General features: G+C 41.3%; 28 protein-coding genes. 11 read left to right on the top strand and 17 right to left on the bottom strand.

Annotated elements, in window-relative coordinates; translation table 11 throughout:
- Positions 1 to 35: 35 nt before the first annotated feature.
- From hemY to AMR95_RS15540, 4 genes are all read right to left on the bottom strand, one after another.
- Complete coding sequence (gene hemY / locus AMR95_RS15555) at positions 36 to 1,448, bottom strand: protoporphyrinogen oxidase (RefSeq protein ID WP_058838801.1); 1,413 nt, start codon at positions 1,446 to 1,448, stop codon at positions 36 to 38.
- Between the two features lie 22 nt (positions 1,449 to 1,470).
- Positions 1,471 to 2,409, bottom strand: a complete 939-nt coding sequence (gene hemH / locus AMR95_RS15550) for a ferrochelatase (RefSeq protein WP_024426557.1) — start codon at positions 2,407 to 2,409, stop codon at positions 1,471 to 1,473.
- Between the two features lie 32 nt (positions 2,410 to 2,441).
- Positions 2,442 to 3,500, bottom strand: coding sequence for a uroporphyrinogen decarboxylase (hemE, locus tag AMR95_RS15545; RefSeq protein ID WP_039177601.1), 1,059 nt, complete (start codon positions 3,498 to 3,500; stop codon positions 2,442 to 2,444).
- Between the two features lie 124 nt (positions 3,501 to 3,624).
- Complete coding sequence (locus AMR95_RS15540; RefSeq protein WP_058838800.1) at positions 3,625 to 5,760, bottom strand: transglycosylase domain-containing protein; 2,136 nt, start codon at positions 5,758 to 5,760, stop codon at positions 3,625 to 3,627.
- A gap of 127 nt (positions 5,761 to 5,887) precedes the next feature.
- On the opposite strand from AMR95_RS15540, the gene AMR95_RS15535 reads away from it, so the two are divergent.
- The gene (locus AMR95_RS15535) at positions 5,888 to 6,373 is read left to right on the top strand and encodes an antibiotic biosynthesis monooxygenase family protein (protein WP_024425462.1); all 486 of its coding nucleotides are present in this window, start codon (positions 5,888 to 5,890) and stop codon (positions 6,371 to 6,373) included.
- Positions 6,374 to 6,437: 64 nt separating this feature from the next.
- On the opposite strand, the gene AMR95_RS19445 is transcribed toward AMR95_RS15535, so the two are convergent.
- Positions 6,438 to 6,590 carry a hypothetical protein gene (locus AMR95_RS19445; RefSeq protein ID WP_224927902.1) on the bottom strand — a complete coding sequence of 51 codons (153 nt, stop codon included), beginning with the start codon at positions 6,588 to 6,590 and terminating at the stop codon, positions 6,438 to 6,440.
- A 283-nt stretch (positions 6,591 to 6,873) separates the two neighbouring features.
- On the opposite strand from AMR95_RS19445, the gene AMR95_RS15525 reads away from it, so the two are divergent.
- Positions 6,874 to 8,061 (top strand): M20 family metallopeptidase, encoded by a 1,188-nt coding sequence (locus tag AMR95_RS15525; RefSeq protein WP_039177597.1) that lies wholly within the window; start codon positions 6,874 to 6,876, stop codon positions 8,059 to 8,061.
- A gap of 200 nt (positions 8,062 to 8,261) precedes the next feature.
- Here the strand turns inward: AMR95_RS15525 and AMR95_RS15520 are convergent, their stop codons facing one another.
- Genes AMR95_RS15520 through AMR95_RS15510 form a run of 3 tightly spaced genes read right to left on the bottom strand, consistent with a single transcriptional unit; the run spans position 8,262 to position 10,967 of the window.
- The gene (locus AMR95_RS15520; RefSeq protein WP_058838799.1) at positions 8,262 to 8,969 is read right to left on the bottom strand and encodes an EcsC family protein; all 708 of its coding nucleotides are present in this window, start codon (positions 8,967 to 8,969) and stop codon (positions 8,262 to 8,264) included.
- 44 nt (positions 8,970 to 9,013) lie between these two features.
- A complete protein-coding gene (locus AMR95_RS15515; protein ID WP_058838798.1) occupies positions 9,014 to 10,234 on the bottom strand; it encodes an ABC transporter permease in 1,221 nt (406 codons plus the stop codon).
- Positions 10,227 to 10,967: an ABC transporter ATP-binding protein gene (locus AMR95_RS15510; protein WP_047202605.1), complete on the bottom strand. Its 741-nt coding sequence runs from the start codon at positions 10,965 to 10,967 to the stop codon at positions 10,227 to 10,229. The genes AMR95_RS15515 and AMR95_RS15510 overlap by 8 nt, the downstream gene beginning before the upstream one ends.
- 486 nt (positions 10,968 to 11,453) lie before the next feature.
- Between AMR95_RS15510 and AMR95_RS15505 the strand changes: the two genes are divergently transcribed.
- The 3 genes from AMR95_RS15505 (at position 11,454) to AMR95_RS15495 (ending at position 13,767) form a co-directional block, all read left to right on the top strand.
- Positions 11,454 to 11,882, top strand: a complete 429-nt coding sequence (locus AMR95_RS15505; protein ID WP_024425457.1) for an HIT family protein — start codon at positions 11,454 to 11,456, stop codon at positions 11,880 to 11,882.
- 159 nt (positions 11,883 to 12,041) lie between these two features.
- Positions 12,042 to 13,121: a 3-phosphoserine/phosphohydroxythreonine transaminase gene (gene serC / locus AMR95_RS15500; protein WP_058838797.1), complete on the top strand. Its 1,080-nt coding sequence runs from the start codon at positions 12,042 to 12,044 to the stop codon at positions 13,119 to 13,121.
- Positions 13,122 to 13,248: 127 nt separating this feature from the next.
- On the top strand, positions 13,249 to 13,767 hold the full coding sequence (locus AMR95_RS15495) for a tryptophan transporter (RefSeq protein ID WP_039177586.1): 519 nt from the start codon (positions 13,249 to 13,251) through the stop codon (positions 13,765 to 13,767).
- 48 nt (positions 13,768 to 13,815) lie between these two features.
- Here the strand turns inward: AMR95_RS15495 and AMR95_RS15490 are convergent, their stop codons facing one another.
- Positions 13,816 to 14,007, bottom strand: a complete 192-nt coding sequence (locus tag AMR95_RS15490; RefSeq protein WP_024425454.1) for a hypothetical protein — start codon at positions 14,005 to 14,007, stop codon at positions 13,816 to 13,818.
- Between the two features lie 128 nt (positions 14,008 to 14,135).
- Here AMR95_RS15490 and AMR95_RS15485 point away from each other — a divergent pair, with 128 nt between their 5' ends.
- Positions 14,136 to 14,492: a YtxH domain-containing protein gene (locus AMR95_RS15485; protein ID WP_058838796.1), complete on the top strand. Its 357-nt coding sequence runs from the start codon at positions 14,136 to 14,138 to the stop codon at positions 14,490 to 14,492.
- 187 nt (positions 14,493 to 14,679) lie between these two features.
- Positions 14,680 to 15,300, top strand: coding sequence for an HTH-type transcriptional regulator Hpr (locus AMR95_RS15480; protein ID WP_058838795.1), 621 nt, complete (start codon positions 14,680 to 14,682; stop codon positions 15,298 to 15,300).
- Here the strand turns inward: AMR95_RS15480 and AMR95_RS15475 are convergent.
- Entirely contained in the window at positions 15,278 to 15,622 is a 345-nt protein-coding gene (locus tag AMR95_RS15475) for a YhaI family protein (RefSeq protein WP_058838794.1), read from the bottom strand. The two genes, AMR95_RS15480 and AMR95_RS15475, sit on opposite strands and share 23 nt — an antisense overlap.
- Before the next feature lie 232 nt (positions 15,623 to 15,854).
- Here AMR95_RS15475 and AMR95_RS15470 point away from each other — a divergent pair, with 232 nt between their 5' ends.
- Both AMR95_RS15470 and AMR95_RS19440 read left to right on the top strand, forming a co-directional pair.
- Positions 15,855 to 16,376, top strand: coding sequence for a DUF3267 domain-containing protein (locus AMR95_RS15470; protein ID WP_039177576.1), 522 nt, complete (start codon positions 15,855 to 15,857; stop codon positions 16,374 to 16,376).
- Between the two features lie 82 nt (positions 16,377 to 16,458).
- Positions 16,459 to 16,644: a hypothetical protein gene (locus AMR95_RS19440; RefSeq protein ID WP_072368131.1), complete on the top strand. Its 186-nt coding sequence runs from the start codon at positions 16,459 to 16,461 to the stop codon at positions 16,642 to 16,644.
- Positions 16,645 to 16,695: 51 nt separating this feature from the next.
- Here the strand turns inward: AMR95_RS19440 and AMR95_RS15465 are convergent, their stop codons facing one another.
- A complete protein-coding gene (locus tag AMR95_RS15465; protein WP_017360317.1) occupies positions 16,696 to 16,785 on the bottom strand; it encodes a YjcZ family sporulation protein in 90 nt (29 codons plus the stop codon).
- A gap of 145 nt (positions 16,786 to 16,930) precedes the next feature.
- A complete protein-coding gene (locus AMR95_RS18975; RefSeq protein WP_008361129.1) occupies positions 16,931 to 17,017 on the bottom strand; it encodes a YjcZ family sporulation protein in 87 nt (28 codons plus the stop codon).
- Positions 17,018 to 17,178: 161 nt separating this feature from the next.
- Between AMR95_RS18975 and AMR95_RS15460 the strand changes: the two genes are divergently transcribed.
- Positions 17,179 to 18,057, top strand: a complete 879-nt coding sequence (locus tag AMR95_RS15460; RefSeq protein ID WP_039177572.1) for a peptidylprolyl isomerase — start codon at positions 17,179 to 17,181, stop codon at positions 18,055 to 18,057.
- Positions 18,058 to 18,110: 53 nt separating this feature from the next.
- Here AMR95_RS15460 and AMR95_RS15455 read toward each other — a convergent pair whose 3' ends face one another.
- The 4 genes from AMR95_RS15455 to AMR95_RS15440 all read right to left on the bottom strand — a co-directional run bounded on the left by AMR95_RS15455 (position 18,111) and on the right by AMR95_RS15440 (position 23,485).
- The gene (locus AMR95_RS15455; RefSeq protein ID WP_039183045.1) at positions 18,111 to 18,341 is read right to left on the bottom strand and encodes a sporulation YhaL family protein; all 231 of its coding nucleotides are present in this window, start codon (positions 18,339 to 18,341) and stop codon (positions 18,111 to 18,113) included.
- A 116-nt stretch (positions 18,342 to 18,457) separates the two neighbouring features.
- Positions 18,458 to 19,405 (bottom strand): 3'-5' exoribonuclease YhaM, encoded by a 948-nt coding sequence (gene yhaM / locus AMR95_RS15450; protein ID WP_024425447.1) that lies wholly within the window; start codon positions 19,403 to 19,405, stop codon positions 18,458 to 18,460.
- A gap of 62 nt (positions 19,406 to 19,467) precedes the next feature.
- Positions 19,468 to 22,254, bottom strand: coding sequence for an ATP-binding protein (locus AMR95_RS15445; protein ID WP_058838793.1), 2,787 nt, complete (start codon positions 22,252 to 22,254; stop codon positions 19,468 to 19,470).
- Between the two features lie 16 nt (positions 22,255 to 22,270).
- Entirely contained in the window at positions 22,271 to 23,485 is a 1,215-nt protein-coding gene (locus tag AMR95_RS15440; RefSeq protein ID WP_058838792.1) for a metallophosphoesterase family protein, read from the bottom strand.
- 171 nt (positions 23,486 to 23,656) lie between these two features.
- Between AMR95_RS15440 and AMR95_RS15435 the strand changes: the two genes are divergently transcribed.
- The gene (locus AMR95_RS15435) at positions 23,657 to 23,845 is read left to right on the top strand and encodes a YhzD family protein (protein ID WP_047202901.1); all 189 of its coding nucleotides are present in this window, start codon (positions 23,657 to 23,659) and stop codon (positions 23,843 to 23,845) included.
- Between the two features lie 224 nt (positions 23,846 to 24,069).
- Here AMR95_RS15435 and AMR95_RS15430 read toward each other — a convergent pair whose 3' ends face one another.
- Entirely contained in the window at positions 24,070 to 24,840 is a 771-nt protein-coding gene (locus tag AMR95_RS15430) for an enoyl-CoA hydratase (protein ID WP_058838791.1), read from the bottom strand.
- Between the last annotated feature and the right edge of the window lie 169 nt (positions 24,841 to 25,009).

The raw sequence follows: 25,009 nt of genomic DNA, 5'->3' as shown, positions 1-25,009 counted from the left end.
AAACTCCCTTTCCTTGGTAGAAAAGGGAGTTTATTTTATGAAAATAGATAAGATACAGCCTCTGAAATGGCCGCTTTTCCTTGATCAATACAATCAGGGATTCCGACACCTTCAAAAGCAGCACCTGTGATATAAACACCAGGATATGATTGCTTAAACGTTTCTCGCATGTTCGAAATGGCTTTCTGATGACCGACGTGATACTGCGGCATGCTCGTCTTCCAACGAGTCACTGTCGTCAGTTCTGGATCTGCTTTAATATCCATAATTTTCTTCAAATCCTCCAGCACAATGCTGACGATTTGATGGTCTGACTGTTCGACAATTGATTCGTCGCCAGCCTTCCCTACATAAGCACGCAATAGCGTTTTTCCTTTAGGAGCTGTATGCGGCCATTTTTTGTTCGTCCACGTACAGGCTGTAATAGAGAAATCACTGTTTCTTGAGATGACAAAACCAGTGCCGTCATATTCATTATGAACATCCTCTTCTTTAAAACCGAGTGCAACTGTTGCAACAGAAGTAGATGTCATATCATGCAAGTACTCAAGTCCCGCTTCTTTTGGAAACATGGAATAGATCGATTGATGCGGAGTTGTCACAATGGCTGAATCGGCAAAAAGCGTTTGACCGCTGTCTAATTGCACTCCATAGCCCCCATCAGTTTTTTCAATCTGCTTCACTTTTGTCCCTTTATAAACCGTTGTCAGCTTGAGCTTGCTTTCTACTGCTTCAACAAGCGCTTGCAGTCCTTGATTGATCGTTTGGAACTGCCCTTGTTTTTTCGCTGTCACTTGCTGCGCTTTCGCATGCTGCTGTGATTTTTTCATCCCAAGAATCAAACTGCGATACTTTTGTTCTGTTTGATAAAACTGCGGGAAGGTGGACATTAAGCTGAGGCGGTCAATGTCACCTGCATAAATGCCTGATAGAAGAGGTTCGATTAAATTCTCAACTACTTCATCACCGACACGTCTTCTAAAAAATTCACCGAGCGACTGATCTTCTGTCTGCTTGCTTTTTGGCAGTACGAAATCCATTGCGGCTCTCGCTTTTCCTGCAACTGAAAAAAGACCGGTTGTGATGAATGGGCTGATTTGAGTTGGAATACCCATGACAGCGCCTTTTGGCATCGGGTGAAGGGTTTCATTGACTAGTACATATGCTTGCCCTGTTTCATTATTGACGAGCTGATCCGCGAGACCAACATCCTTCGCCAGCTGCGGTCCACTGACCTTTCTTTCTAAAAATGAATCAGGTCCACGTTCAATGATGTACCCGTCTTTATATAATGTTTGTATTTTTCCACCTAGCCTAGGGCTCGCTTCAATAAGAGATATTTGAATGGGAAGACCTTTTTCTTCGACTTCCTTTTCCAAATAGAAGGCGGCGGCTAAACCAGTGATGCCACCGCCAATGATGACAAGGTGTTTTTGATTGTCATGCATAGGATCGCCTTCTTTTATATAATTACTTGCTTTCGTCAAGCTTCTTTAATACGACAGTTGCGAGAGCATCAATAAATGCTGGTTTCGCATTTGGCATTTCTGGACGATAGTAGGCTGCACCGATTTCATCTGTCACGACTTTACATTCATAATCGTTGTCGTATAACACTTCAAGATGGTCAGCGACAAACCCAACAGGCACATATACGAACGTTTTATAGCCTTTTTGTTCGAATAGATCCCGTGTTAAGTCTTGAACATCTGGTCCAAGCCATGGATCAGGCGTGTTGCCTTCACTTTGCCAGCCAATTTCATAATGTTCAATTCCTGCACCTTCTGCAATCATTTTGGCAGATTGTGCGAGCTGATCAGGATATGGATCTCCTGCTGCAATAATTTTTTCAGGAAGACTGTGTGCAGACACAATGAGTACGGCTGATTCTCTTTCCTCTTCACTCATCGATGCATACGTATCCTTCACTTGTTTCACCCAATAGTCCACAAACTTCGGCTCATCGTACCAGCTTTCCACAGACGTAATCTTCAGATTGCCAAGCTTGTCTGCCTCATCTTGTGCACGCTTGTTATACGATTTCACGCTAAAGGTTGAAAAATGCGGGGCAAGAACAATACTCACTGCTTCTGTGATGCCGTCTTTGTGCATCTCTGCAACTGCATCCTCAATGAATGGTTCAATATGCTTTAAGCCAATGTAGACATGAAATTCAATGTCGTCTTGGATGTCGTTCAAATGATCACACAAACCATTTGCCTGCTGTTCTGTAATTTTTGATAAAGGAGATATACCGCCGATTGCCTTGTAGCGATCCTTCAAATCTTGCAGCATCTCTGGCTCCGGTTTTCTGCCTCTGCGGATATGTGTATAATAACGTTCAATATCTTCTTCTTTATATGGGGTGCCATATGCCATGACAAGAAGTCCCATTTTCTTTTTCTCCACAACCAACACTCCTTCAGATCATTTGAAATAGTTTAGATGGATGATTTTTTATATTTCGCTGAATAATCGTGAATAAAATCTGTCAGCTTCTTTAACGTATCTGGTGAAACATCAGGAAATACCCCATGACCTAAGTTAAAGATAAAGTGATCTGATTTCATTCCTTGATCTAAAATATCTTTTGCTCTTTCTTCAATGACTTCCCAAGGAGCAAGTAAGATGGTTGGATCAAGGTTCCCCTGTAACGTTTTTGTGAGCCCTTCTTTTCTCGCTTCATCTACACTCATACGCCAATCCAGTCCAACCACATCAAGCGGCAGATCGTGCCAGTCTTTCGCTAGATGGCTTGCACCAACTCCATACATGATCATTGGGACATTTTCAGACTTCAGCTCTGTGAAAATTCGCTGCATGACAGGCTTAATGAATGTCCGGTAATCTGCTGCATTTAAAGCGCCAACCCATGAGTCGAAAATTTGAAATGCACTGACCCCGGCTTTTACCTGCGCGCGTATGTACGTGATCGTCATATCAGCTAACTTGTTCATGAGCAGCATCCACGCCTCAGGATCACTGTACATCAGCGCCTTTGTTTTATGATAATTTTTAGATGGACCGCCTTCAATCATATAGCTTGCCATCGTAAATGGTGCGCCAGCAAAACCGATAAGTGGAACATTCAGCTGCTCCTTCGTTAAAAGCTGAATGGTATCAAGCACATATGGCAAGTCTTCTTCAGGATGAAGTTCCCCAAGACGTTCGATATCTGCTTTAGATCGAATCGGTGCATCAATCACAGGTCCAATTCCATTTTTAATTTCTACGTCCACTCCAATAGCCGGAAGCGGGGTCATAATATCTTTATATAAAATAGCAGCATCTACACCATATTGTTCTACAGGAAGTCTTGTTACATAAGCACATAACTCTGGCTGATGCGTAATTTCAAATAGCCCGTATTTTTCTTTAAGGGCACGATATTCAGGCTGTGAGCGTCCTGCCTGTCTCATATACCAAACTGGTACATGGTCTGTTTTTTCCCCTTTACACGCCTTTAAGAACGTGTCATTAAAAACCTTCGTTTTTCCCATTACCTTTCATTCCACCTTTCGCCTTACACTCTCTTTGCATAAGGCTCAAACACTGCTTTTACTATACCGCGTTTTCAAGGCACGGTATACTAAAGCGGCTCAATGTTCAAAAAATCGCCGAATATTAACGTCCAAAAGACTCTGGCTTGACATACGCACTGCCTTCGCCTTCTTCTTGTGTTTGGGTATTATATGGAACAACTTTATACTCTGCGTTTGAAAATACATTGGCATACGGCATTGTATAACTGCCCACGCCTGTCACTGTGTCGATCAGCGTCTCGCCTCCATTTCTCTTTTCATAGATGCGGTATTCAACGCGTTTATCCTCCTGCTTGTCCCAAGACAGCTCTAATGTAAATAATCCTTTGATTTTAAACGCATAGCGGGCTTCAAATCCTGATACTCCCTCTAAATGGATAGGAGATTGAAGCTCTTTTATTCCCTCTGGTTTTTCAAACGTTTCATTGGTGATTTGAGCTGCTGTTAAAATATCTTTAAACAGCTGCACTGGGTATTGACTGCCCCCAGTTAAATAGTGGCTGTTATCGGTTTTGTCATACCCCATCCAAATCGCACCCGTTGTACTAGGCGTATAACCGGCAAACCAAGCATCCTTTGTTGCACCTTTCACACCCGAATATGTGGTCGTCCCTGTTTTACCAGCTAAATCTCCAGCGTATGAACCGCTCTGGGCTGTCCCGCCTTTGACAACTTGCTGAAGCATTCTTGTCATGTTCCATGCATTCTGCACGCTAAACACTCGTTCTTGCTTACCACGATTCTTTTCTACAGTTTCTCCTTCATCATTGGTGATCTTTTGAATAAAGAAAGGCTTTTTATATACGCCTTCATTGGCAAATGTATGGAAGGCTCCAGCGATCTGTAATGGAGAAACTCCTTTTTCTAAACCGCCAAGCGCAATAGCTAAGCCTTTATCCGAGATATCTATCCCCATCTTCTCGAGATATGATTTCGACGTATCAATGCCCAGCTGGCTTAACGTCCACACAGCAGCGGTATTTTTACTTTTCATGAGGGCTTCCATCATTGTGACCCTGCCTTCATACTGCCCATCGTAATTCTTAGGTGAGTAGCCGTCATAGTTTTTTTCTTTATCTTCAAGCAGTGAATAAGGTCTGAATTTTTTCTCCTGCATTGCCGGACCGTAGACCGCGATCGGCTTAAAAACAGATCCCGGCTGCCTAACAGCCGTCACCCTGTTATAGCCTCTCGCCTGATATTCTCGTCCTCCAATGGCTGCTTTCACTCCACCAGACTCGTTATCAATAAATACGGCGCTGCCTTCCGGAGAACCGCTTTTTCCCGGGAAATAACGGTTGTTCTTCATCGCATCATATGCAGTTTTTTGCAGATTCATATCAATCGGTACTTTAATGGTATAGCCGCCTTGAAGCAATTGTTCATGTGAAATGGCATACTCTGATTCTGCTTCTTTAATGATGAGATCAACATAGCTGTCCACCCAAGGTGTTTCTGATTTCTTTTTTAAATGAATGCCTAGTGTTCTCCCTTTTGCTTCTACCGTTTCTGTTGAAGACAAATATCCTTGTTCGTTCATTAAATTCAGGATGGTGTCCCGCCTTTGTTTATTTTTATCAGGGTGTAGAACAGGCGAATAAGTAGATGGTGCCTTTGGCATCGCAGCGAGAGTAGCACCTTCGCTGACCGTTAAATCTTTGACATCCTTACTAAAGTAATAATTGGCTGCTGCCTGAATACCATAAACACCATGGCCGAAGTAAAGCTGATTCAAATACATCTCAAGCAGCTTATCCTTGGAATAATCTCTTTCTAAATTAATGGCAATAATGACTTCTTTCGTTTTTCGAAGAAAGGTTTTGTCATTTGTGAGAAAAATATTTTTTGCGAGCTGCTGAGTAATTGTACTGCCGCCCTCTACCTTTCCTCCTGCTAATATATCTCGATAAACCGCCCTTGAAATAGACTGTGCATCAATTCCGTGATGCTCATAAAAACGCTTGTCCTCGACAGCCACAAAGGCTTTTGCTACTTTATCGGGCACCTCTTTTAACGACACAGGGTCCCGATTTTCTGAATACATGCTTGTGAGTTCTTTTCCATTCTGGTCAATGATTTTGGAGGAAGCGTGAAAAACAAGCTTCTTTTCATCTATGACATAATGTCCTAAAAATAAAATCGTCAGATAGCCAATAAATGAGAGTACGATTGTACTTCCTGCAATGACTAATGGAATGATTATCTTCTTTTTCTTCAAATTAGGTCACCTCATTCCTTTATACGGATAGTATGGGATGTATTGCTTCATAATATGTTTTATGGATTGACTGCCAAAGAATTATATATCATTCTTTTGTTATACTATCAAGCAGGAGGCGGTTTAGATGAATTTCTATATTACATATGGGACAGCAGATTTTTTGCATAAAATCGCAAAAAAACACCATCTGGAAAATCTGCTTTATATGGTCGGGAAAGAACAAGCAGCTCTTTTTCATGAAACGGAGGGTGAGACTGTATTTAAAGCCCCTCATGCCTATGATGTGATTTATGCGAAAGGCGAGCTTGTCCAATCTGGTTTCGTCACCTTGAATCATATCCCTGTTAAGCTTGAAAGCAGAGCACTCTTTGAATCCACCTTTCAGAAAAAGACGAACATCTCAGAACATCAGCGCGGCTTCCAGGCTATTCGCGTTTTAAGACCTCAAAAAGATGAAGAAGTTTATTTGATTTTGACACTTTGGGAATCAGAGGACTTATTTCAAGACTTTCAAGAATCAGAAGCATTCTTTCAGCCACACGAGGATACAGGCTCCATTTTCTCTCGTCCGGCTTACCTCACATCCTACCATGCCGTCACAGACAATTAAGGAAGTGCTGCTCTCAGCACTTCTTTTTTTCATGAAAAAAAGCCCAGTCGCTGGGCTCTTCATTTTATGAGCTTGATTTCAGCTCGTACCGATGAATGATCGGCTGAAGCACATAGAAATTCAGCAATATCCAACCTAATAAGATCGGCCATTTCAACATAGGTGAAGCACCTTTCAATTGAACGAGCAGCACCAATAGCGGAATCAAACAGATCATGAAAAAACTCATTTTTGAGACAAACGTTTCTTTGATTTGATGCCGGCAGCTTGGACACATCATCATTTTCGTATGTGATAAATGGAATTTTTCGACGAAAGAAAATGTTTTTGAACAATTTGGACAGCTTCCCAACGCTACTCCTCCCTTTCCCTGCTTCATATCAACTTCGACTTTTATGTAAAATGACCTTTTGATACTGACCACGAAATCCTCTTCTGTTGAAAGATTCTAACAATTACCATACAATCAGTAAAAGAGCATGAAGGAGGTTTTCGATTCAATGACAATATCCACTTTACAGAAAAGCATCAATGAACGTCTTGATGAACATTATGAGGAAATGGTTGAAATTAGACGCCATCTCCATATGAATCCAGAACTTTCTTTTCAGGAAGAAGAAACAGCCGCTTTCATCGCCAGCTACTATGATACATTACAAATCCCTACGCGTACTCAGGTGGGCGGTCATGGCGTACTCGCTTTTATCGAAGGAGCTTCTCCGGGGCCAACCATTGCCCTCAGAGCTGATTTTGATGCACTTCCCATCCACGATGAAAAAGATGTACCTTACAAATCAACAAAGCCTGGAGTGATGCATGCGTGCGGTCACGATGGACATACTGCGACACTTCTTGTATTAGCAAAAGTTTTGCATACACATCGTGACCAATTAAAAGGAAAGATCGTCCTCATTCATCAGCATGCGGAAGAATATGCTCCCGGCGGTGCAAAACCAATGATTGAAGACGGCTGTTTAGACGGTGTCGATGTGATATTTGGTACGCACCTTTGGTCTTCAGAGCCTTGTGGCACGATTCTTTATAAAAGCGGGAACTTTATGGCAGCTGCCGATCGTTTCTCAATACAAGTCCAAGGGAAAGGCGGACACGGTGCCCAGCCTCATTTAACAAAAGATGCCGTACTCATCGGTTCACAAATCGTCGCAAACCTGCAGCAAGTCGTTGCCCGTAAAGTCAATCCGATTGATTCTGCTGTAGTGTCTGTTGGAGGTTTTGTCGCAGAGAATGCCTTTAACGTCATTGCAGATTCAGCTGTTTTAACTGGTACAGCACGTTCCTTTGAAGAAAGTGCACGCCATATCATCGAACGAGAAATTGAACAGGTGGTAAAAGGGGTCTGCCAGATGCATGATGCTTCCTACACATATGAATATGTGAGAGGATATCCAGCTGTCAAAAACCACCCGAAGCCTACTGAATATATTGCGGACGTCGCAGAACAGACGGAAGGTGTAACAGAAGTAAAAGAAGCGGAAACCCAAATGGGCGGAGAAGACTTTGCTTACTACCTTCAGCATGTCCCTGGCACCTTCTTCTACACAGGCGCCATGCCGGAAAACAGCCAGGATGTGTATCCACATCATCATCCAAAGTTCGATATCAACGAAAAAGCAATGCCTGTCGCAGCAAAGGTACTCGCTAACGCCGTTCTTTCCTACAATGAATAAAAAAAAGCCGCTGTCCTCAGCGGTTTCAGCGTGTAGACAAACCCTCGCATTCGGTTTCAGGTCTGCGCTCCGGTGCTCGTCCTTCCTAGACTGAAAAGGTTTTTTCTATCACGCTGTGCTGAAAAGAAGACAAAGGGCTAAAATAAAAATTATTTTAGCCCTTTGTCAACAATCTGAAGCCCCTGTCCTCAGCGGCTTTTCTATTTCATATCTTTCAATATCCGTAAATGAAACACATGGCGTGCGACCTCTCCGAGCTGTCCTGTCAGCTGATGATTTGCCACGCCGCCAACAGCGGCTCCGACGACCGGCATTAATTGAAACAGCTTCACAAGATCAATGTAATCTCGATACTCCTGCTGAAAGCTGTACCAATCCATTTCCTCTCGGCTCGTTTCCCAATCATCTATGATCTTCATCATTTTTTGACGATGTGCACTGCTGGAAAAAGCGAGTTGAAATATACAGAGCAAAAAGAGTCTTTCTTCCTTTTGAGATAAATCAAAGCCGTAAATACACGCCAGCTCATAAAGGCATTTCATCTTTATGCTCAGCAGCAGCGGAAAGTCTGCCATTCCAAGGAATAAACCGCCTGCACCTGTTCCAATCCCTTCGACGGCAGCCGCCATCTGGTAATACTTCACTTTATCCTTTGCCAGTTCATTTCGTTCTACAAGAGATAATTGTTCATCAATCACTGAAAATGAAGTGAAGTGTGATCCTGATACGGTGGATTCAACCATTGTTTTGACTGCACTTGTGATGACTTGATGAAACCTGGCAGGAATTCGGCGGTTCACCTGCTGCTGAACTCCTTTTGAAAACCGTTCGATCTTTGAAGGTTTTCTTAAAAACCGTGTTTGAAAAAGAATGGCTTCTTCATACAACTCCCGTTCAGCTGCATTCATCCGGTCCCCTCCTAGATGTCATCATACGCGCGTTGTAAATCCACTTATCTCATCTTTTTTAACCTGCTCTGTACGTAAGGCTTAAAGAGGACAAGCACAAATGCTAAAGAAATGAGAAAGGCAAGTCCGCTTCCCTGCCAGCCTCCTGCTGGAAGTACTGCACAGCTCAGCAATATCGATTGGATGATGAGCACATTACGGACGAGAACAAAAAAGCTTCGATCCTTTTCTTTTTGAGAAACTGGATAAAGTGCCTGTAATGAAAGATGAGCAAAGTGCTTCGTTAAAGGCACAAGCTGTACACCTGTGATAAATACTGTGAACAAGACAAGCAACGCACCCACCCAGTCTGCTGCACCTGTATACAAAATAATCAGGACAAACACGGCCGTTAATCTAAACACCAGACCAAAATAGTCATTTGAGCGTACAAACGCCCTCACATACATATAAGAAAAAGTTTTACGCTGATCGTAAGGAACAAACTTCAACATCCAGTCCATGTATGCTCTTCTTTTCACCTGTTTCTTTAAGTGAGGCACATCGGTGAATAAGTTTGCCAAACGATAAAAGCGCTGCTTCCGTTTTAATTCATCAGAAATATGCAGTTCCCATTGAAAAGGCTGTTTTTTCACTGCATTTGTTAAGTAGACGAGATAGACACCGTAGATAAGATAAAAAACGATTGCAATCACATAGGCTGCCTGTAAGACGGTGTAGATCAACATCATATTTAATAGAAAACGAAGGGCTGCATCGAGCCATCTCACATGTTTTCCTTGAAAATAAGTCATTCTCCATTGAATGGCTGTATTCAAACCCTTTATCAAAATCATTTGCGCCAGTATCAGCACATACCTCGTGATGCCTCCTGAAGACACTGCCGAATAAAGCGGAAGTGCGACAATGGATACAGCAATGAGAGGAAATAGCTGAGAAATGAAGCTAAAGTTAAAAGCTTGTTTTAAGTAAGGCTCCATCTTCCCTTCTAAAGGAAGTAAAAACACGAGATCGGCTTCTTTAATTAACGTACGTACGTATGAGCTTGTAAGTACTAACGAGAAAACAACTGCCATCACCCAGTAGGATGGGAAGTGAGCCGGAATCTGTTTGAGCCAGCTGCTGTACCAGCTTGCTCCGCCTGCAAGGAAAAAAATGAGCACAATGACAAGATGATCGTTGAACATGTATTTTAAGTATTTTCTTGTTTCTTGTATGTGTTCCTCTAATCTTGATTTCCAAATAGTAAGCGTTGTTTTACTCATAGTTTTCTTCCTTTGTTAATTCCAAATAAAGATCATCGAGTGTCGCATCTCTCATATTGAACTGTTCTCTCAGCTCTGCCAGTGTTCCTTTCGCTCTGATTTCCCCTTCGTGCAAAATAATAAAGGAATCACAATAGCGCTCAGCTGTCGCTAAAATATGCGTTGACATCAGGACACTAGCGCCGCTTTTCTTCGCAGCATTCATCCGTTCAAGCAGTGCATTGATCGCAAGAGGATCAAGCCCTAAAAACGGTTCATCGATGATATACAGCTCTGGTTCCACAAGGAATGCACACATAATCATGACCTTCTGCTTCATTCCTTTTGAAAAATGAGCAGGGAACCATTTCAGCCGTTTCTCCATCCGAAATTCTTTCAGCAACGACGGCAGCCGTTCGTCTAATTGTTCCTTCGATAGACCGTAAGCCATCGCTGTCAGCTCTAAATGCTCTTTTAACGTTAATTCTTCATATAAAACAGGTGTCTCAGGAATAAATGTAAATTGTGAACGATACGCCTCTTGGTCGTCTTGAAGGGTTCGTCCATTCAATTCAATGACACCTTTATGCGGTTTCATAAGCCCGATAATATGGCGGATGGTTGTACTTTTTCCCGCCCCGTTTAAGCCAATGAGACCGACGATTTGATTTCTTTCTAATTCAAATGAAATATTTTTTAGAACGGGATTCTTCGTATATCCACCCGTTACATCTTTTACAGTGAGAAGGGACATGAATTCGTTCCTTTCTTTCTTTTTCCTTTATAGTAACAAAAACGAATGATAATTTGAAATGTTTACCTATAGACGAGTCATGAATAAAAAATAGGCGCTATGGTCATCATAATGTATGTAGAAGAAATGAACTTGATGACCAATAAGTAAATGAGGTGTTTGTTAAAGGCAAAGAACCGCATGACAAGTTGGTTTTTCATCTAAAAACCTTAGCTTCTGTTTTGCTTCACTGATTCTTGATTTTTGTGTCCTATACAATATGTATACGACAAACCAAAACGTCAAATGAGGTGTTTACGGCAGAAATAGCAGGCATATGAATTCTTTATTTCAGTAAATAGAGAATTCAAAAGGCATATCGAATGAAAGCATCAGCATTTCTTCTGCAGGAGCAGGATGAGCGACCAAAGGAGTTCGCTTGTCCTGTTTTCTTTTTTGCTTCTTTTTGTGATACGATAAAGGAAAAATAATGAGGAGTGACATGGCGTGAGCGACTGCATTTTTTGCAAGATCATTGATGGAGACATTCCATGTGCAAAAGTATATGAAGACGAGCATGTATTGGCTTTTCTTGATATCAGCCAAGTAACAAAAGGACATACCCTTGTAATCCCGAAAATACATAAAGAAAATATCTATGAGATGACACCAGAAGTGTCTAACCACTACTTCCAAGCGATTCCGAAAATTGCAAGGGCGATCAAACAGGAATTTGAACCAATCGGGTTAAACCTCCTGAACAACAACGGTGAAAAAGCTGGTCAATCGGTGTTCCATTACCATATGCATATCATTCCGCGCTACGGCAAAGGTGATGGCTTTGGTGCCGTATGGAAATCACATCAAGATCAATACACGTCAGAGGATTTAAAAGACATTTCTTCTGCCATCCACACGCGGCTTACCTCATCTTAACAGATGAGGTTTTTCTTATTTTTGCCCCTTTTCATCGCTTTCACCTCTTAATAGTAAGATATTTTGAACGATTCAAATTTTTTGTCCAAATGCTTCAAATTTGTGATAGGATGGTTTTATCTTTTGATCCATTAACGCGAGAAATAGGGAGAGATTGTGATGAAGCGAACGACAAATTTTAATGCTGGTCCGGCGGCACTGCCGCTAGAAGTGCTTCAAAAAGCACAGGAAGAACTTGTTGATTTTAAACAAACTGGGATGTCTGTGATGGAGCTTTCTCATCGCAGCGGTGAATATGAAGAAGTCCACAATAAAGCAAAAGCGCTTTTGGTGGAACTGATGGACATTCCAGAAGATTATGAAGTCCTCTTTTTACAAGGCGGAGCTAGTCTTCAATTTGCGATGATTCCTATGAACTTCTTACATGAAGGCGAAACAGCTCATTTCATTCAAACAGGCGCATGGTCAGAAAAAGCATTGTCAGAAGCAAAAGGGTTTGGTCAGACATCTGTCTTTGCTTCAAGTGAAGATGACAACTACTCATATATTCCAGAAGTAGATGCTTCCGGTTTAACAGATGGTGCTTACTTACACATCACATCGAACAATACGATCTTCGGCACTCAGTGGAAAACGTTCCCGAACACGTCACTCCCGCTCATTGCGGATATGTCCAGTGATATTCTCAGTAAAAAAATAGACGTTTCTTCATTTGATTTCATCTATGCCGGGGCACAAAAAAACCTAGGTCCATCAGGTATCACGATTGTGATTGCGCGCAAACGTTTATTAGAGAAAGAGAAAAGCAGCACGCCAAAAATATTAAAATATTCAACACACGCAAAAGCTAACTCTCTTTATCACACACCACCGACTTTTGCGATTTATATGCTGTCGCTTGTCCTTGAGCATGTTAAACAAGCTGGCGGTGTAGAAGCAGCGGAAAAACGCAATGAACAAAAAGCAGGCATTCTCTACGATACAATTGATCAAAGCGGCGGTTTTTATCAAGGACATGCGCGTGCTGACAGCCGTTCGCATATGAATGTCACCTTTACTCTTCGTGATGATGCACTTACTTCTTCCTTTGTGGAAAAAGCAAAGCAAGAGCAGATGGTTGGACTTGCCGGCCACCGTTCTGTCGGTGGATGCAGAGCATCTATTTACAATGCGGTCTCAATTGAAGACTGCCAAAAGCTTGCGGACTTTATGAAAAAGTTCCAGCAAGAAAATGAATAAAAAGGCTTTTCTATAGGGAAATAAATTTGTTATAATAACGAGAAATATAAAGTCATGACTCTTGCAATAAATGATGAGCCATATTATTGGAGAGTCCTATAAGAGCTTAGCAGAGGAGAGCATAGAAATGAAAACAAAAGAATTAGTGATTATGTCATTGCTTGCAGCAATGGGAGCTGTTTTGCATACGATTTTCCCGCCCATCTTTTTCGGAATGAAACCTGATATGATGCTGGTCATGATGTTTTTAAGCATCATCCTTTTCCCAAAGGTTCAGCATGTCGTCGTGATTGCGCTAGTGACTGGTGTCATTTCTGCATTAACAACGGGATTCCCAGGCGGACAAATTCCGAATATGATTGATAAGCCAGTGACAGCCTTTATCTTCCTAGCCCTTTTCTTATCTTGCTCGAAGATAAAGAACAAAGTCGTGCTGACCGCTGTGTTAACTGCGATTGGAACCATCGTATCCGGCGTGATTTTCTTATCTGCCGCTTTACTGATCACTGGACTGCCAGCTGCATTACCGGCACTTCTTGTGGGCGTCGTCCTGCCAGCAGCCGTGATTAATACCATCGCTATGGTATTTGTCTTCCCAATTGCTCAGTCAATTCTGAGACGTGCAAGAATGATAGAAGTTGCTTAACGAATAACCGAACCTCTTCATGATAGATGAAGAGGTTTTTTCATGCTTTTATAAAAGAAAAAGGGTCAGCAGCAAAATGAGGAGCGAAATCCCTGCACCTGCCGCACACACAAGTGCTTTTTGCTTTAAGACATGTTTTGGCGGATAAGACCCTGCATACCCAAGCTGTCTTGCATAATGAATAGAACCACCTGTAAAAACGATGACGATACACATAAAAACGAACAGAAAGACAGACAACCTTCTCCCCTCCCTTTTCTTCAAAAGTATGCTAAAATAAAGCAAGCTATGTATGGAAGTTCAATGAAGCTGATCGTCAGCTCAGAGAGAACATGCGAATGTGTAAAATTTGACTAGAGGTGATTTGAATGGCTAGTGGACGTTCTTTATTAACAGGATTATTTGTAGGCAGTCTCCTCGGAGGTGCGGCAGTGCTCCTGACGACTCCCTCTTCTGGCAGAGATGTGCGCGGAAAAGTGAAAGACGGCTATGACAAATTCGAAGATACGCTGACAAAATTAAAAAGAGATGGACAAGCTTTAAAAGAGCAAATTGTGGAAACAGCAAAAGAAAGCGCAGAGGTGATTAAAGAAGTCGGATCTGAATTGCAAACATCGATTCAGCAATGGCGCGAAGAAATCAAACCTCATCAGCAGGACTTACAAAAGGAAATTCAGGAAATTGAGGAAAAGCTCAAACAACTGGAGAAAACCTTACAAAACTAATATACTCACAAAAAAATATTCGTTTACAAAAGTGTGCGGGGTGCGTATCCCGCACTTTTTTTGTTGAAAAAAGGTTATTTTGTCAATGTTTTTCATGACTTTTAAAAATTCTTGAATTTTCAGCTTTATTAATCTTTATTTTATTGGCATAATAGAATTACAAGAAAAAGAGAAGTAGGTGAAATGGATGAATCATTCGGAACAGCCTTTCGATGTAAAAGAAGCACTTTTATTCAGTCAAAGAATGGCCCAATTGAGCAAAGCTCTTTGGAAATCCATTGAAAAGGACTGGCAGCAGTGGATCAAACCGTATAACCTAAATATCAATGAACATCATATTTTGTGGATTGCGTATCAATTAAAAGGAGCTTCAATATCAGAAATTGCAAAGTTTGGCGTCATGCATGTATCAACGGCGTTTAACTTCTCCAAGAAACTGGAGGAACGAGGATTTTTAAAATTTTCTAAAAAGTTAAACGATAAACGCAATACGTATATTGAACTAACGCCAAAAGGCGAAGAGACATTCCATAAACTACTCGAAGATTATGACCCGGCTCGAACTGGTATTGTCAAAGGCGCACAGCCGCTTCATGACATTTACGGAAAGTTCCCTGAGATTTTAGAAATGATGTGTATCATCCGAAACATTTATGGTGAGGATTTCATGGAGATTTTTGAGAAATCGTTTTCAAACATTGAGAAGGACTTTTTGAATGAGCGAGGAAGAGTCAAGAAAAAGACTGAGGAACTTGAAAACTCAGCGGAGGCAGCAGAAAAAGCGGCTAACACAAATCAAATTGTTTAATGATCTTTATAAATTCATTCATTAGCGGCTGAAAGAGCCCTTGATCATGCAAAGCAAATATCGTCTCATGAACATCCAGCTTTTCAATTAACTGTCCCGCAAAGAGCGCAAGGAGATCGTCAAACATGACGTAGCCTTGTGCTTTTTGCTTATCCATTTCCTCTGAAAGCTCAGCACAAATACGCTCAATTTCCTCTGCCTCTTCTTTCGATACACGTTGCCTGATCAATAACGCGTAATATGGATAACGGCTCATATCGGTTGCCGTCAATAAAAGTTCCATATAATATTCAAGCTGGCTCATTCGTTCCTCAATACTCATGTACGTTCCCTCTTTCTCTTAGTCCTTCTATTTTAGCCGAAATTACTCATTGACGAAAGAGACGAACCTCCCCCTTCTGTTCTTTTTTCTTGAAAAATCCAAAGTTTCCTCTCTTTATTCCATTTGAAGGCAGCATTTTATTTTTTTTCATCAAAACCATTGATTTTTATCCTCAGGAAGAGTAAATTATCTTGAGATATTCAATTCGATTTTTAGATTGGAAGGATGAAAAATGAATTGTTGGAAGACCATTAATCTTGAAAAGGATTATGGTTATACGAGAATGATGATTTCTGCCATAAGTCTTGCTATCCTTTTTTTCATTATGGCATTTTTATGTTTTCAACTGACTCATCCTGAAACGAGGCTAAGCAGCCATAACGCACCGCTTTTTGCCGTGCTCTTACTTGTGACATTGCTTGTCCACCGTGTGGTTCACTTGATCCCAGTGATGAAAAATAAGAAAAAAATGACGCTATTTATGAAACGAAATTGCTGGCAGCGCGTGCCTAAGAAAGTGATGCTTTTTTCACTTCTCAGCCCGTTTTGTGTCATCTCACCGGTTTACTTTGTATTAGGCGTGGCGTTTCCCATGTACGCACACTATTTTATCATCATCGCAAGTATACATGCAGGCTATTGTTTGCCTGACTTTTTATTTGCATGGAAGCTGCTCAAAGCACCTAAATCCTGCATCATCGATCAAGCTCAAGACGAGTTTGATATTTTAGTTGACCAAACTTCCTCATCATGAGGTTTTTAAAGCCAACTTCTATCTTTTTCATAAAAAATTTGGTAATGTAGTATGGGAATAGCATAGAGAGGGGGGATCTCCGATAGTTTTATTTTACTTCATCGTCTTTGCCGCGTTTATTGTGTATTCAATAAACAGGCTTACTAATACATTATGCCTTGTCAGAGAGATTCCTGAAGAACGGCAAGATAAGGTGTTTCGCTTTATCAATGTATCAATACTGATCTTACTTATCTCATCATTTGTTGAAATTACCATTTCCATTTAAGATCAAAGCAAAAGCTGCCAGTTTGAGGGCAGCTTTTTGTGTATATTTTAATTAGCAAATCCAAGATGCACCGATGATGATCAATAAGATGAATAATACGACGACTAGTGCAAAACCGCCAGCAAAGACTTCTCCTCCCATGTAAAAACACCTCCTGCCAGTTCTTCCTCTGTTCTAAGCTCAGTGTATGCAGAAAAATAAAAAGCGTTTAGGCACCTGTCATCGTTTGAAAAAAGAACCGCCCTCACGCACGGCAGGACGGCTCCCTTCTGTCACAGCGATTTAATTAGTAAAGATATGCTGCACCAACGATGATCAGCAAAATGAATAGCACGACCAATAAAGCAAACCCATTAGAATATCCTGCTCCCATATAATTCAGCCTCCTTTTTGTGATCACTATATGTGTATGTCGCGCGCAATTTTTTGACTAGACGAATGCCCTTCCATTTGCATTTCTTTTTACAGCATGTCACAATATGTTATGATACAAGCAATGATAAATAAATTGGAAAGATTAGGAGTGTTTTTTGAATGAAAAAAATGGCTTTAGCAGCTGTAACAGCAGTAAGTGTTTTAACTCTTGGCGCATGCAGTAGCGGTGATAAAGATGTAATCGCAACAACAAAATCAGGAGATGTCACAAAAGGTGAACTTTATACAACTCTTAAGAAACAAGCAGGTGGAGATGCTCTAAACCTACTTGTTCAACAAAAGGTTCTTGCTGACAAATACAAAGTATCCGATAAAGAAATCGATAAGAAATTGGAAGAATATAAAAAGACACTTGGTGAAGATCGTTTAAAACAGCTTCAAGATGAATTCGGTAAAGATTACATCAAAGATCAAGTGAAATATGAGCTGCTGACTCAAAAGGCTGCCAAAGCTAACATCAAAATCACTGATAAAGAAGTCAAAGCGTATTACGATGACCTTAAAGGGAAAATCCGTGCAAGCCATATTTTAGTAGCTGATAAGAAAACAGCTGACGAAGTGGAAAAGAAATTAGATAAAGGTGAAAAATGGGATGCCCTTGTCTCTGAATATTCAACTGATACTGCTTCAGCTGCACAAGGCGGCGATGTAGGCTGGTTCGCAAAAGAAGGCCAAATGGACGAGAACTTCAGTAAGGCTGCTTTCAAACTAAAAGTAAATGAAATCAGTAAGCCAGTAAAATCCCAATTCGGCTACCATATCATTAAAAAGACTGAAGAACGCGGTAAATATGATGACATGAAAGCGGACTTGAAAAAAGAACTGCTTGACCAAAAACAAGCAGACACAAATGAAATCCAAAACATCTTAAACAAATTAGTAAAAGATGCTGATGTGAAAGTAAAAGATAAAGAGCTTGAAAAAACGTTCAAAGAAAAATCTGAACAGCCTGCACAAAATCAGCAGACTCAACAGTAATCACAAAAAACCCCTCTGCCATCATCGTGCAGAGGGGTTTTTGTATGACTAGATTAAGCAATCGAATGATCTTCTTGTGCCGCAGTATCCTGTGATCTTTTCACCTGCTGATCCTGACGTCTGCGCTCTCTTTCCTGTTCCATTCGCTCGATAAAAATTTCTCCTTCCTTTTCAATAAAGGATTGATCAATTTCTTGCTCCTCTTTGGCTGTTGTCATTAATTTATACGCACAGAAAATAATGCCGATGATACAGGCATACACCCACCACGGAAAAAACAACATTTTTTCATCGCCTCCTTTTCTTAAGGACATTCCTCTCTTCCTTTGTGTTACATGCTTATGCGAAAAGAAGACAAGTTATGAAAAAAACGCCCGCATAAACGGACGTTTTGACATGATTATTCGTGATGGAAGGTTGGTTTATAAAACGAACGATTCTCAAGTGCAAAAATACGTTCTGTATATTCTCCTGGTTTCACATGCTCAAGCGCACGATCCATCATGTTCATTTTCGCATCTAAATTATCAATATAGTGGAGAATTTCAGCCTCTTTCACCATTGGTGGTTTCGGACTGCCCCACTCTCCTTTTCCATGATGACTTAGGACTAAGTGCTGTAAAATGAGAATTTCTTCTGAATCAATACTAAGCTCTTCCGCCGCTTTCGCAATTTCTGTCACCATGATGGAAATGTGACCAATTAAATTCCCTTCCACTGTATATGTGGTAGAGACTGGACCTGAAAGCTCTTTTACTTTCCCTAAGTCATGAAGAATGATGCCTGAATATAATAGATCTCGATCTAGTGATGGATATAGATCGACAATGGATTTTGCTAAATGCAGCATGGACACGACATGGTAGGCGAGTCCAGAGACAAATTCGTGATGATTTTTTGTCGCTGCTGGATAATCAGCAAATTCCTGTCCATATTTCTTCAGCAAATGCCTTGTAACACGCTGAATATTAGGGTTTTTCATATCAAAGATATATTGCATAATCGTATCCATCATATCGTGTTTTGGAATAGGAGCTGTTTCGAGAAAATCATCAATTCGAATTTGCTCGTTTTCAGCAACAGGGCGTATATTCCTAAGCTTCAGCTGATTCCTCCCGCGATAATGATGAATGTCACCTACTACCTTCACGATGGTTTGCGGGCCATAGGTGATTTCATCATTCTGCTTTGCATCCCATAGTTTCGCCTCAATATCTCCACTTTGATCTTGAAGAATGAGCGTTAAAAATGGTTTGCCATTACTTGCAATCCCTTTAGTAGATGATTTAATTAATAAATGCAGGTCAACTTGTTCGCCGACATCATAGGTCATGATCCCTTTAGCCATTCAATAAAAGCTCCTTCCATGTTTCTGCTCATATAAGTATAACATAAGTCATTATTTGTCAATCATTCAACTGCTAAACTCGTAATCTGTCCATCTTCTGCAGCCTGCGTCATATGCTGATGACAAGTAAAATAAAACAGCTGTGTTTCAAAACGCGTGAGTTCATTCATCAATTCCAGCACTCTTCCTAGACGTACATGATCAAAATGAACGAAGCTGTCATCCATCATAAACGGAAGCTGACATTCCTGCTGATGAGACAAGGCGAGTGCAAAACGAATCGCCAGATAGACTTGTTCACATGTTGCCTGTGAGAGCTCTTCTGGGCGGAATATTCGTCCATCCACCCTTTTCACAATCAGCCGGTCATCCTCGGGTGAAAATAAAATGGCTTCATATCGATCATTCGTTAACGGCTGAATAAAGCTTGAAGCTGTTTGCAGCAATGCTGGCAGCCTTGTTTCTTTATGCTCATTCAATTTTTCTCGAATGACGGAGCGGACAAGCTGAATCGCCGCCCATTTTTTCGCAAGGTGCTTTGCATGCTCCTGCTCAGCTGCAAGCTGATGAGTCAAATCAGAAACCGTACCAGAAGCTTCTATTTGCCGGATTTCCACTGCTCGTTCTGCTAAGCGTTTTTCCATATTAGCCGCATTCGATTGTACGTTATTCAGGTGCTGCTTCGCTTCCGCACACTCTTCTTCAAGAAGACGCAATCCTTTGCGAACAATCGATTCTTCCTCATCAAAGCAGCCGCTTCTATGCAGCTCTTGATTCAGCTGCTGCAAATGAGAAAGCCGTTCCCGATATTCTTTTGATAAATGAGAAAGGATTTGGTAATCTTTTTTGGACTCTGCCTCTACTTGACGAAAAAGCGCGTCCATTTGTTTTTCGTAATAGTCAATTTCCCCTTCTAGCGTCGTGATCTGCTGTTTCACATGTTGAATCGATACATCCAATGTCTGACGTTCTTTTTCTCTTTTCGCCTCATCTTTCAATATCTCTTGAAAGGCCAAGATATTCTCTTGAATGGTGCCTTCCTTTCGTTGAAGAAGACTGCTTAACGCTTCCACTCTATGCTCATAATTGGATTGCTGGCCTAAAAGCTCGTCTATTTCCCGGCTAAGCTCCTCATATTCCGCTGTATCCGTTTTTAATTGCTTCAGAATAAGGAAGGCTTCTACAAGGAAAGAAAGCTCTGAGGACAAGCCCAGCTGTCTTTTCTTTTCCTCTACTTGCTGCTGGACAGGTTCCAGCTCCTTCTCCCAGTCTTCATATTGCCGGATAATCCTTTCGTACAAAAGCTCCTTCTGCCTCACAAGCGTTTCAGCTGAAGCTGCCTGCACTTGGAAGGAATCGAATGTTCCCACGCCGCTTCCCTGTTTCACCTGTGCCGATTTCAAAAATGGGTAAATAGCAAAGAAGACAAAAACAGAAAAACCTGCAAATAAGAAAGTAACCCACCACTCTGTTAAAAAGAAAAGGACAAGCAGAAATGCAGCATCAAACATCACCATCACAGGGAATAACCACGCCCGGGAATGAGCCTGTTTCTCTTTTGTTCTTGTTTCCCCAGTTTCCACTGTACTGTGCGATTTGGCCTGCTGTTCCTTTAATCCTTTTAAAGCGGTTTCCGCTTCTTCCAGCTCATGTCTTGCATGATCAAACCTGTCATCCAGCTGTGCCTTTCTGTCCATTAAACGAACATATTGGCTGACAGCCTCCTTTAATTCCCACTCAAATTCAAGGGAGTCGTCGATCTGGTCGAGCTTGACTGAACGCTGCCACTTCAGCTTCACTGCGGCTTCGTCCATTTTTTGTTTCAATGAATCACGTTCTGCTTTACATTCAGCTAAGCGATTTTTGACACGTTCAGCATGAGGAGATTCATCAACGACACGCTTCATCTCCAGTAACGTATCCTTGTCATGAAGCGGTTGAACTTGTGCCAACGTGGTTTGCAAATGATCTAATTTTTGCTTTAGTGCAGTCATTTGAGCCTTTTTCGGGTGAAGGTGTGATTCTAACTTATCCAATTCATGCTCTGTTTCTGATCTAAAGCGTTTGACTCGTTCTGGATAACGGGCTAATTCTTTTTTTAACTCCAGCTTCTTCTCTATCATGGGATAAAGTTGAATGTGTTCAGTTAGCTGCTGTATCTGTTCTTCTGGCTGCTTCATTTCCTTTTGAAGCGCTGCGATCGTCTCTATGAATTCAGAATGCTCCCGTTTCTTTTCTGTATAACGGCCTTCTGCCAATCTAGCTTGTTTCAGCTGGCCAGTCAGCTCTTTTAAACGATCAAGCTGCTGGTTTAATTCTGGCTTGCGTCCATTTGGTTTAAACAGCTGCTCCTGCTGCTTAAGCAGCCTGCTCTCCATCTTGGAGGCCGCATCTGAGCCAAATAAACTTGAGAAAAGAAGAAATTCACCGATTTGATCTTCGTTTAAGGCTTGGACATTTTGCAGTCCAAACACATCAAATGAGTAGATTGATTGGAATAATCTGCGATCCGTTCCCTTTAAAAGAGTCCGCAGAAATGCTTCGTCTTTCACTTCACCATTCGGTAAAAACACCTGTGCTTGACCGCCTCGATCGGACGATCTCTCAATGTGAATGACACCTAACTCCTCATCTAAGCAAGTGAGGGAGCCGCCATAGAAAGAACCTTGTTTCGACTTGTACATCTTGTTTTTTGAAAAACCAAATAACATCGACTCAATAAACGCCTTCAATGTCGTTTTCCCCGATTCATTCAGGCCGTAAACTAGCTGAAAACCGTCATCAGAAAAGTGAAAGGTTCGATTTGAGAATTTCCCGAAATTCGCTATATGGAGTGAACGTATTTTCATCATACCTCTCCTTTTCTCATAATTGCTTCAGCTGTTCCGTCAGCAGCCTTTGTGCTTCTTCTTTTATATCCACTTCATCCTCTTTTGTGAGCGCTTTTCCTGACTTTCTGTAGGTTGGGTGACGCTTGATAGGTGTAAGCAGCTCTTCATATGACTCAAACTGTGCAATTTCTGTAGTGAGTTCCTTCAAAAAAGAATCCTCTGGATAGATCACATCCTCATTTGTTCGGCAGTCAATTGACATCACCCAAACGAACACGTCTTCATCTTCCTCCTGCTCATGAAAAACAGTCATCAGCTCTTCGATGACCTCAAGCTGTGTATGCTCAAAGTAAGAAGGCGCATCACCTATCAATTCAATTCTCACAAAATGAGGAATGCCTTCCTCTTTCAGCTTATTGATTTTGCCTTCCACAAGTGTGACAAGGTCCGTCATATGAGCCGTTTCTGTGATGTCTATTGCCAGTGTCTCAAAGATGATATCTGCACAGCTGATAAAATCCGCTGTGTGAGAATCTTCGGAGAGGTGAATCAAGTAACAGCCTTTTTCTCCCGTTTCTTTTATATGTCTGCCCTGCACATTACCAGGATAAATAATATATGGATCTTCATGCAGAAGGGCTCTTTTATGTATATGTCCGAGCGCCCAATAATCAAAATCTTGTGAAAGGAGCTGCTGAAGCTGAAATGGGGCGTAGGCATCATGGCCTTCTTGCCCGGCTAATGTGCCGTGAAGCATCGCAATGTGATAGGCAGCATCTGTCGTTTTGACATAATGAGATGTCATATTTTCATAGACAGCCCGCTCTTTATAGCTAAACCCATAAATGCTCGCGACAAGCTGATCCCCTCGATAATAGGAGTGATCACTTGGTGTACTGCTCGAAAAGACATGTACATTCTCAGGCCACTCAATCGGTGTCCATTCACCGCCTAAATGATCATGATTCCCATAAATAATAAAGACTTCAATCCCATGTGTTTGCAGTCTTAAAAACTGGTTTCTTAAAAAGAGCTGTGCTTTCAGGCTGCGATTTGATTCATCAAATAAATCTCCGCTCAGCAGCACAAAGTCTACTTCTCGCGCAACGGCAAGATCAAACATGTTCTTAGCACTTTGAAATGTACTTTCTTTGAGCCGCTTAAATATAGAATTAGGTATAGTCGACATTCCTGCAAATGGACTGTCTAAATGTAAATCTGCGGCATGAATAAAGGTGAGCTTAGTCAAACGTCTATCTCCTTGTCCGATACTGTCATTGTCCATATTTTATCATGCCATTTTTACGAATGCACGTTCTATCACTCTCATTCTACAAAACACATTTTTAAGGGCTAAAAAAGAGGTTTTGTCTTATTCCATGTTTAATTACATTAAAAACAGAGGAAAGGAAGATGAGGAATGGAGAAGACATACTTTTTAACCGTATTTGATCGGTCGGGTGAGACTTTATTAAATGAAAAAATCACAGCGGATAGTGACGAGAAAGCAAAGGAATTAGGACGTCATCGCTTAATGGAACAGCAATACACAAAGCATTCCCATCGACTCGTTAATCAAGCAGGCAAGCTGCTTTTATTTGAACGTTAAAAAGCCGGCTTTCGCCGGCCCAGATTGTTGACAAAGGGCTAAAATGATCTTTATTTTAGTCCTTTGTCTTCTTTTCAGCGTGATAGAAAACCTTTGCAGCCCTAGGAAGGACGAGTACCGGAGCGGAGCGAATTTGACATTCGTGAGCACCGGAGCGCAGACCTGACACCGAATGCGAGGGTTTGTCTACACGCTGAGCCGGCTTTCGCCGGCCTTATGTTCATCTATGCTTTTTGAAAGACAGGTCGTCTTTTTTCTAAAAAGGCCTGTATACCTTCCTTGTGATCATGACTTTTTCTCAGTCTTGCCTGTGCTGCTCTCTCTTTTTGAAGAACTGCTAAGAGCTTTGATTCTGACTGCTGGAAATAGATCATCTTTGTTTCGATAAAGGCTTGAAGCGGCATGTTCATAAACGGCTTCACACACACTTTTTGGTACGTATCGACCTCTTCTTGGAACAGCCCGTCTGCAAGGTTCAGCTTTAACGCTTCTTCAGCCGGCAGCTTTTGTCCGCTCCAAATCAATTGTTTGGCGGTTTGCTCACTGACTCTTTTTGTGAGGAAAAAATGCCCCCCACCATCTGGAATTAATCCTACCCCATTAAAATTCATGGCAAGTTTAGCATCGTGATGCATAAACAAGTAGTCACAGCTTAGGGCAAAGCTAAAAGCGAGGCCTGCTGCTGACCCGTGGACAAGCGCAATCGTCACTTTTTTCATACTAGCTAGTGAAAGTGTAATTCCCTCGATCAAATCCATCACACGATGGAAATCTTCTTCACTTTCCTGCTTAAGCATCATCCCAATATCTCCGCCTGCTGAAAACCCTTTTCCCTCTCCCTTGATGACAACGACTTTAGCACTGCTTTCCTCCGCTGCATCACATGCTTCTTTGAATTCAGCAAACATGTCCACATGAAACGAATTATAAGCTTCAGGCCTATTGAAAACGATTTCAAAAACATCCCCGTCTAACTGACAATTGATATATGTCATCATCCATCCCCCTTTTTGTTTAAAAGCTCATAACTTACTTCCATTTCCATCAAGTAAAACCTTTTTCTCTAAACAAAAAATTTCAAGATCAATTGATACTAAAATAAGCATAATCATTGAAACAAGAAATATATTTTTATATAGTAAAATAAGAAAGAAAATAAATTTG

The sequence above is a fragment of the Bacillus sp. G1(2015b) genome, assembly GCF_001482475.1.
GTDB lineage: Bacteria > Bacillota > Bacilli > Bacillales > Bacillaceae > Bacillus > Bacillus safensis.
The sequence above is the reverse complement of the archived record's forward strand: the minus strand, read 5'-3'. Positions and strand labels throughout refer to the sequence as shown.

Excerpts from the sequence above, each read along its gene's own strand:
- AMR95_RS15535 (WP_024425462.1), top strand. The coding sequence starts at position 5,888 with ATGAATTTCTATATTACATATGGGACAGCAGATTTTTTGCATAAAATC.
- serC (WP_058838797.1), top strand. The coding sequence starts at position 12,042 with ATGAAGCGAACGACAAATTTTAATGCTGGTCCGGCGGCACTGCCGCTA.
- AMR95_RS15470 (WP_039177576.1), top strand. The coding sequence starts at position 15,855 with ATGAATTGTTGGAAGACCATTAATCTTGAAAAGGATTATGGTTATACG.
- AMR95_RS15435 (WP_047202901.1), top strand. The coding sequence starts at position 23,657 with ATGGAGAAGACATACTTTTTAACCGTATTTGATCGGTCGGGTGAGACT.
- yhaM (WP_024425447.1), bottom strand. The coding sequence starts at position 19,405 with ATGGCTAAAGGGATCATGACCTATGATGTCGGCGAACAAGTTGACCTG.
- AMR95_RS15520 (WP_058838799.1), bottom strand. The coding sequence starts at position 8,969 with ATGAATGCAGCTGAACGGGAGTTGTATGAAGAAGCCATTCTTTTTCAA.
- AMR95_RS15460 (WP_039177572.1), top strand. The coding sequence starts at position 17,179 with ATGAAAAAAATGGCTTTAGCAGCTGTAACAGCAGTAAGTGTTTTAACT.
- hemE (WP_039177601.1), bottom strand. The coding sequence starts at position 3,500 with ATGGGAAAAACGAAGGTTTTTAATGACACGTTCTTAAAGGCGTGTAAA.
- AMR95_RS15485 (WP_058838796.1), top strand. The coding sequence starts at position 14,136 with ATGGCTAGTGGACGTTCTTTATTAACAGGATTATTTGTAGGCAGTCTC.
- AMR95_RS15525 (WP_039177597.1), top strand. The coding sequence starts at position 6,874 with ATGACAATATCCACTTTACAGAAAAGCATCAATGAACGTCTTGATGAA.
- AMR95_RS15475 (WP_058838794.1), bottom strand. The coding sequence starts at position 15,622 with ATGAGTATTGAGGAACGAATGAGCCAGCTTGAATATTATATGGAACTT.
- AMR95_RS15480 (WP_058838795.1), top strand. The coding sequence starts at position 14,680 with ATGAATCATTCGGAACAGCCTTTCGATGTAAAAGAAGCACTTTTATTC.
- hemY (WP_058838801.1), bottom strand. The coding sequence starts at position 1,448 with ATGCATGACAATCAAAAACACCTTGTCATCATTGGCGGTGGCATCACT.
- AMR95_RS15510 (WP_047202605.1), bottom strand. The coding sequence starts at position 10,967 with ATGTCCCTTCTCACTGTAAAAGATGTAACGGGTGGATATACGAAGAAT.
- AMR95_RS15495 (WP_039177586.1), top strand. The coding sequence starts at position 13,249 with ATGAAAACAAAAGAATTAGTGATTATGTCATTGCTTGCAGCAATGGGA.
- AMR95_RS19445 (WP_224927902.1), bottom strand. The coding sequence starts at position 6,590 with ATGATCTGTTTGATTCCGCTATTGGTGCTGCTCGTTCAATTGAAAGGT.
- AMR95_RS15465 (WP_017360317.1), bottom strand. The coding sequence starts at position 16,785 with ATGGGAGGAGAAGTCTTTGCTGGCGGTTTTGCACTAGTCGTCGTATTA.
- AMR95_RS15430 (WP_058838791.1), bottom strand. The coding sequence starts at position 24,840 with ATGACATATATCAATTGTCAGTTAGACGGGGATGTTTTTGAAATCGTT.
- AMR95_RS15445 (WP_058838793.1), bottom strand. The coding sequence starts at position 22,254 with ATGAAAATACGTTCACTCCATATAGCGAATTTCGGGAAATTCTCAAAT.
- AMR95_RS15515 (WP_058838798.1), bottom strand. The coding sequence starts at position 10,234 with ATGAGTAAAACAACGCTTACTATTTGGAAATCAAGATTAGAGGAACAC.
- AMR95_RS18975 (WP_008361129.1), bottom strand. The coding sequence starts at position 17,017 with ATGGGAGCAGGATATTCTAATGGGTTTGCTTTATTGGTCGTGCTATTC.
- AMR95_RS15455 (WP_039183045.1), bottom strand. The coding sequence starts at position 18,341 with ATGTTGTTTTTTCCGTGGTGGGTGTATGCCTGTATCATCGGCATTATT.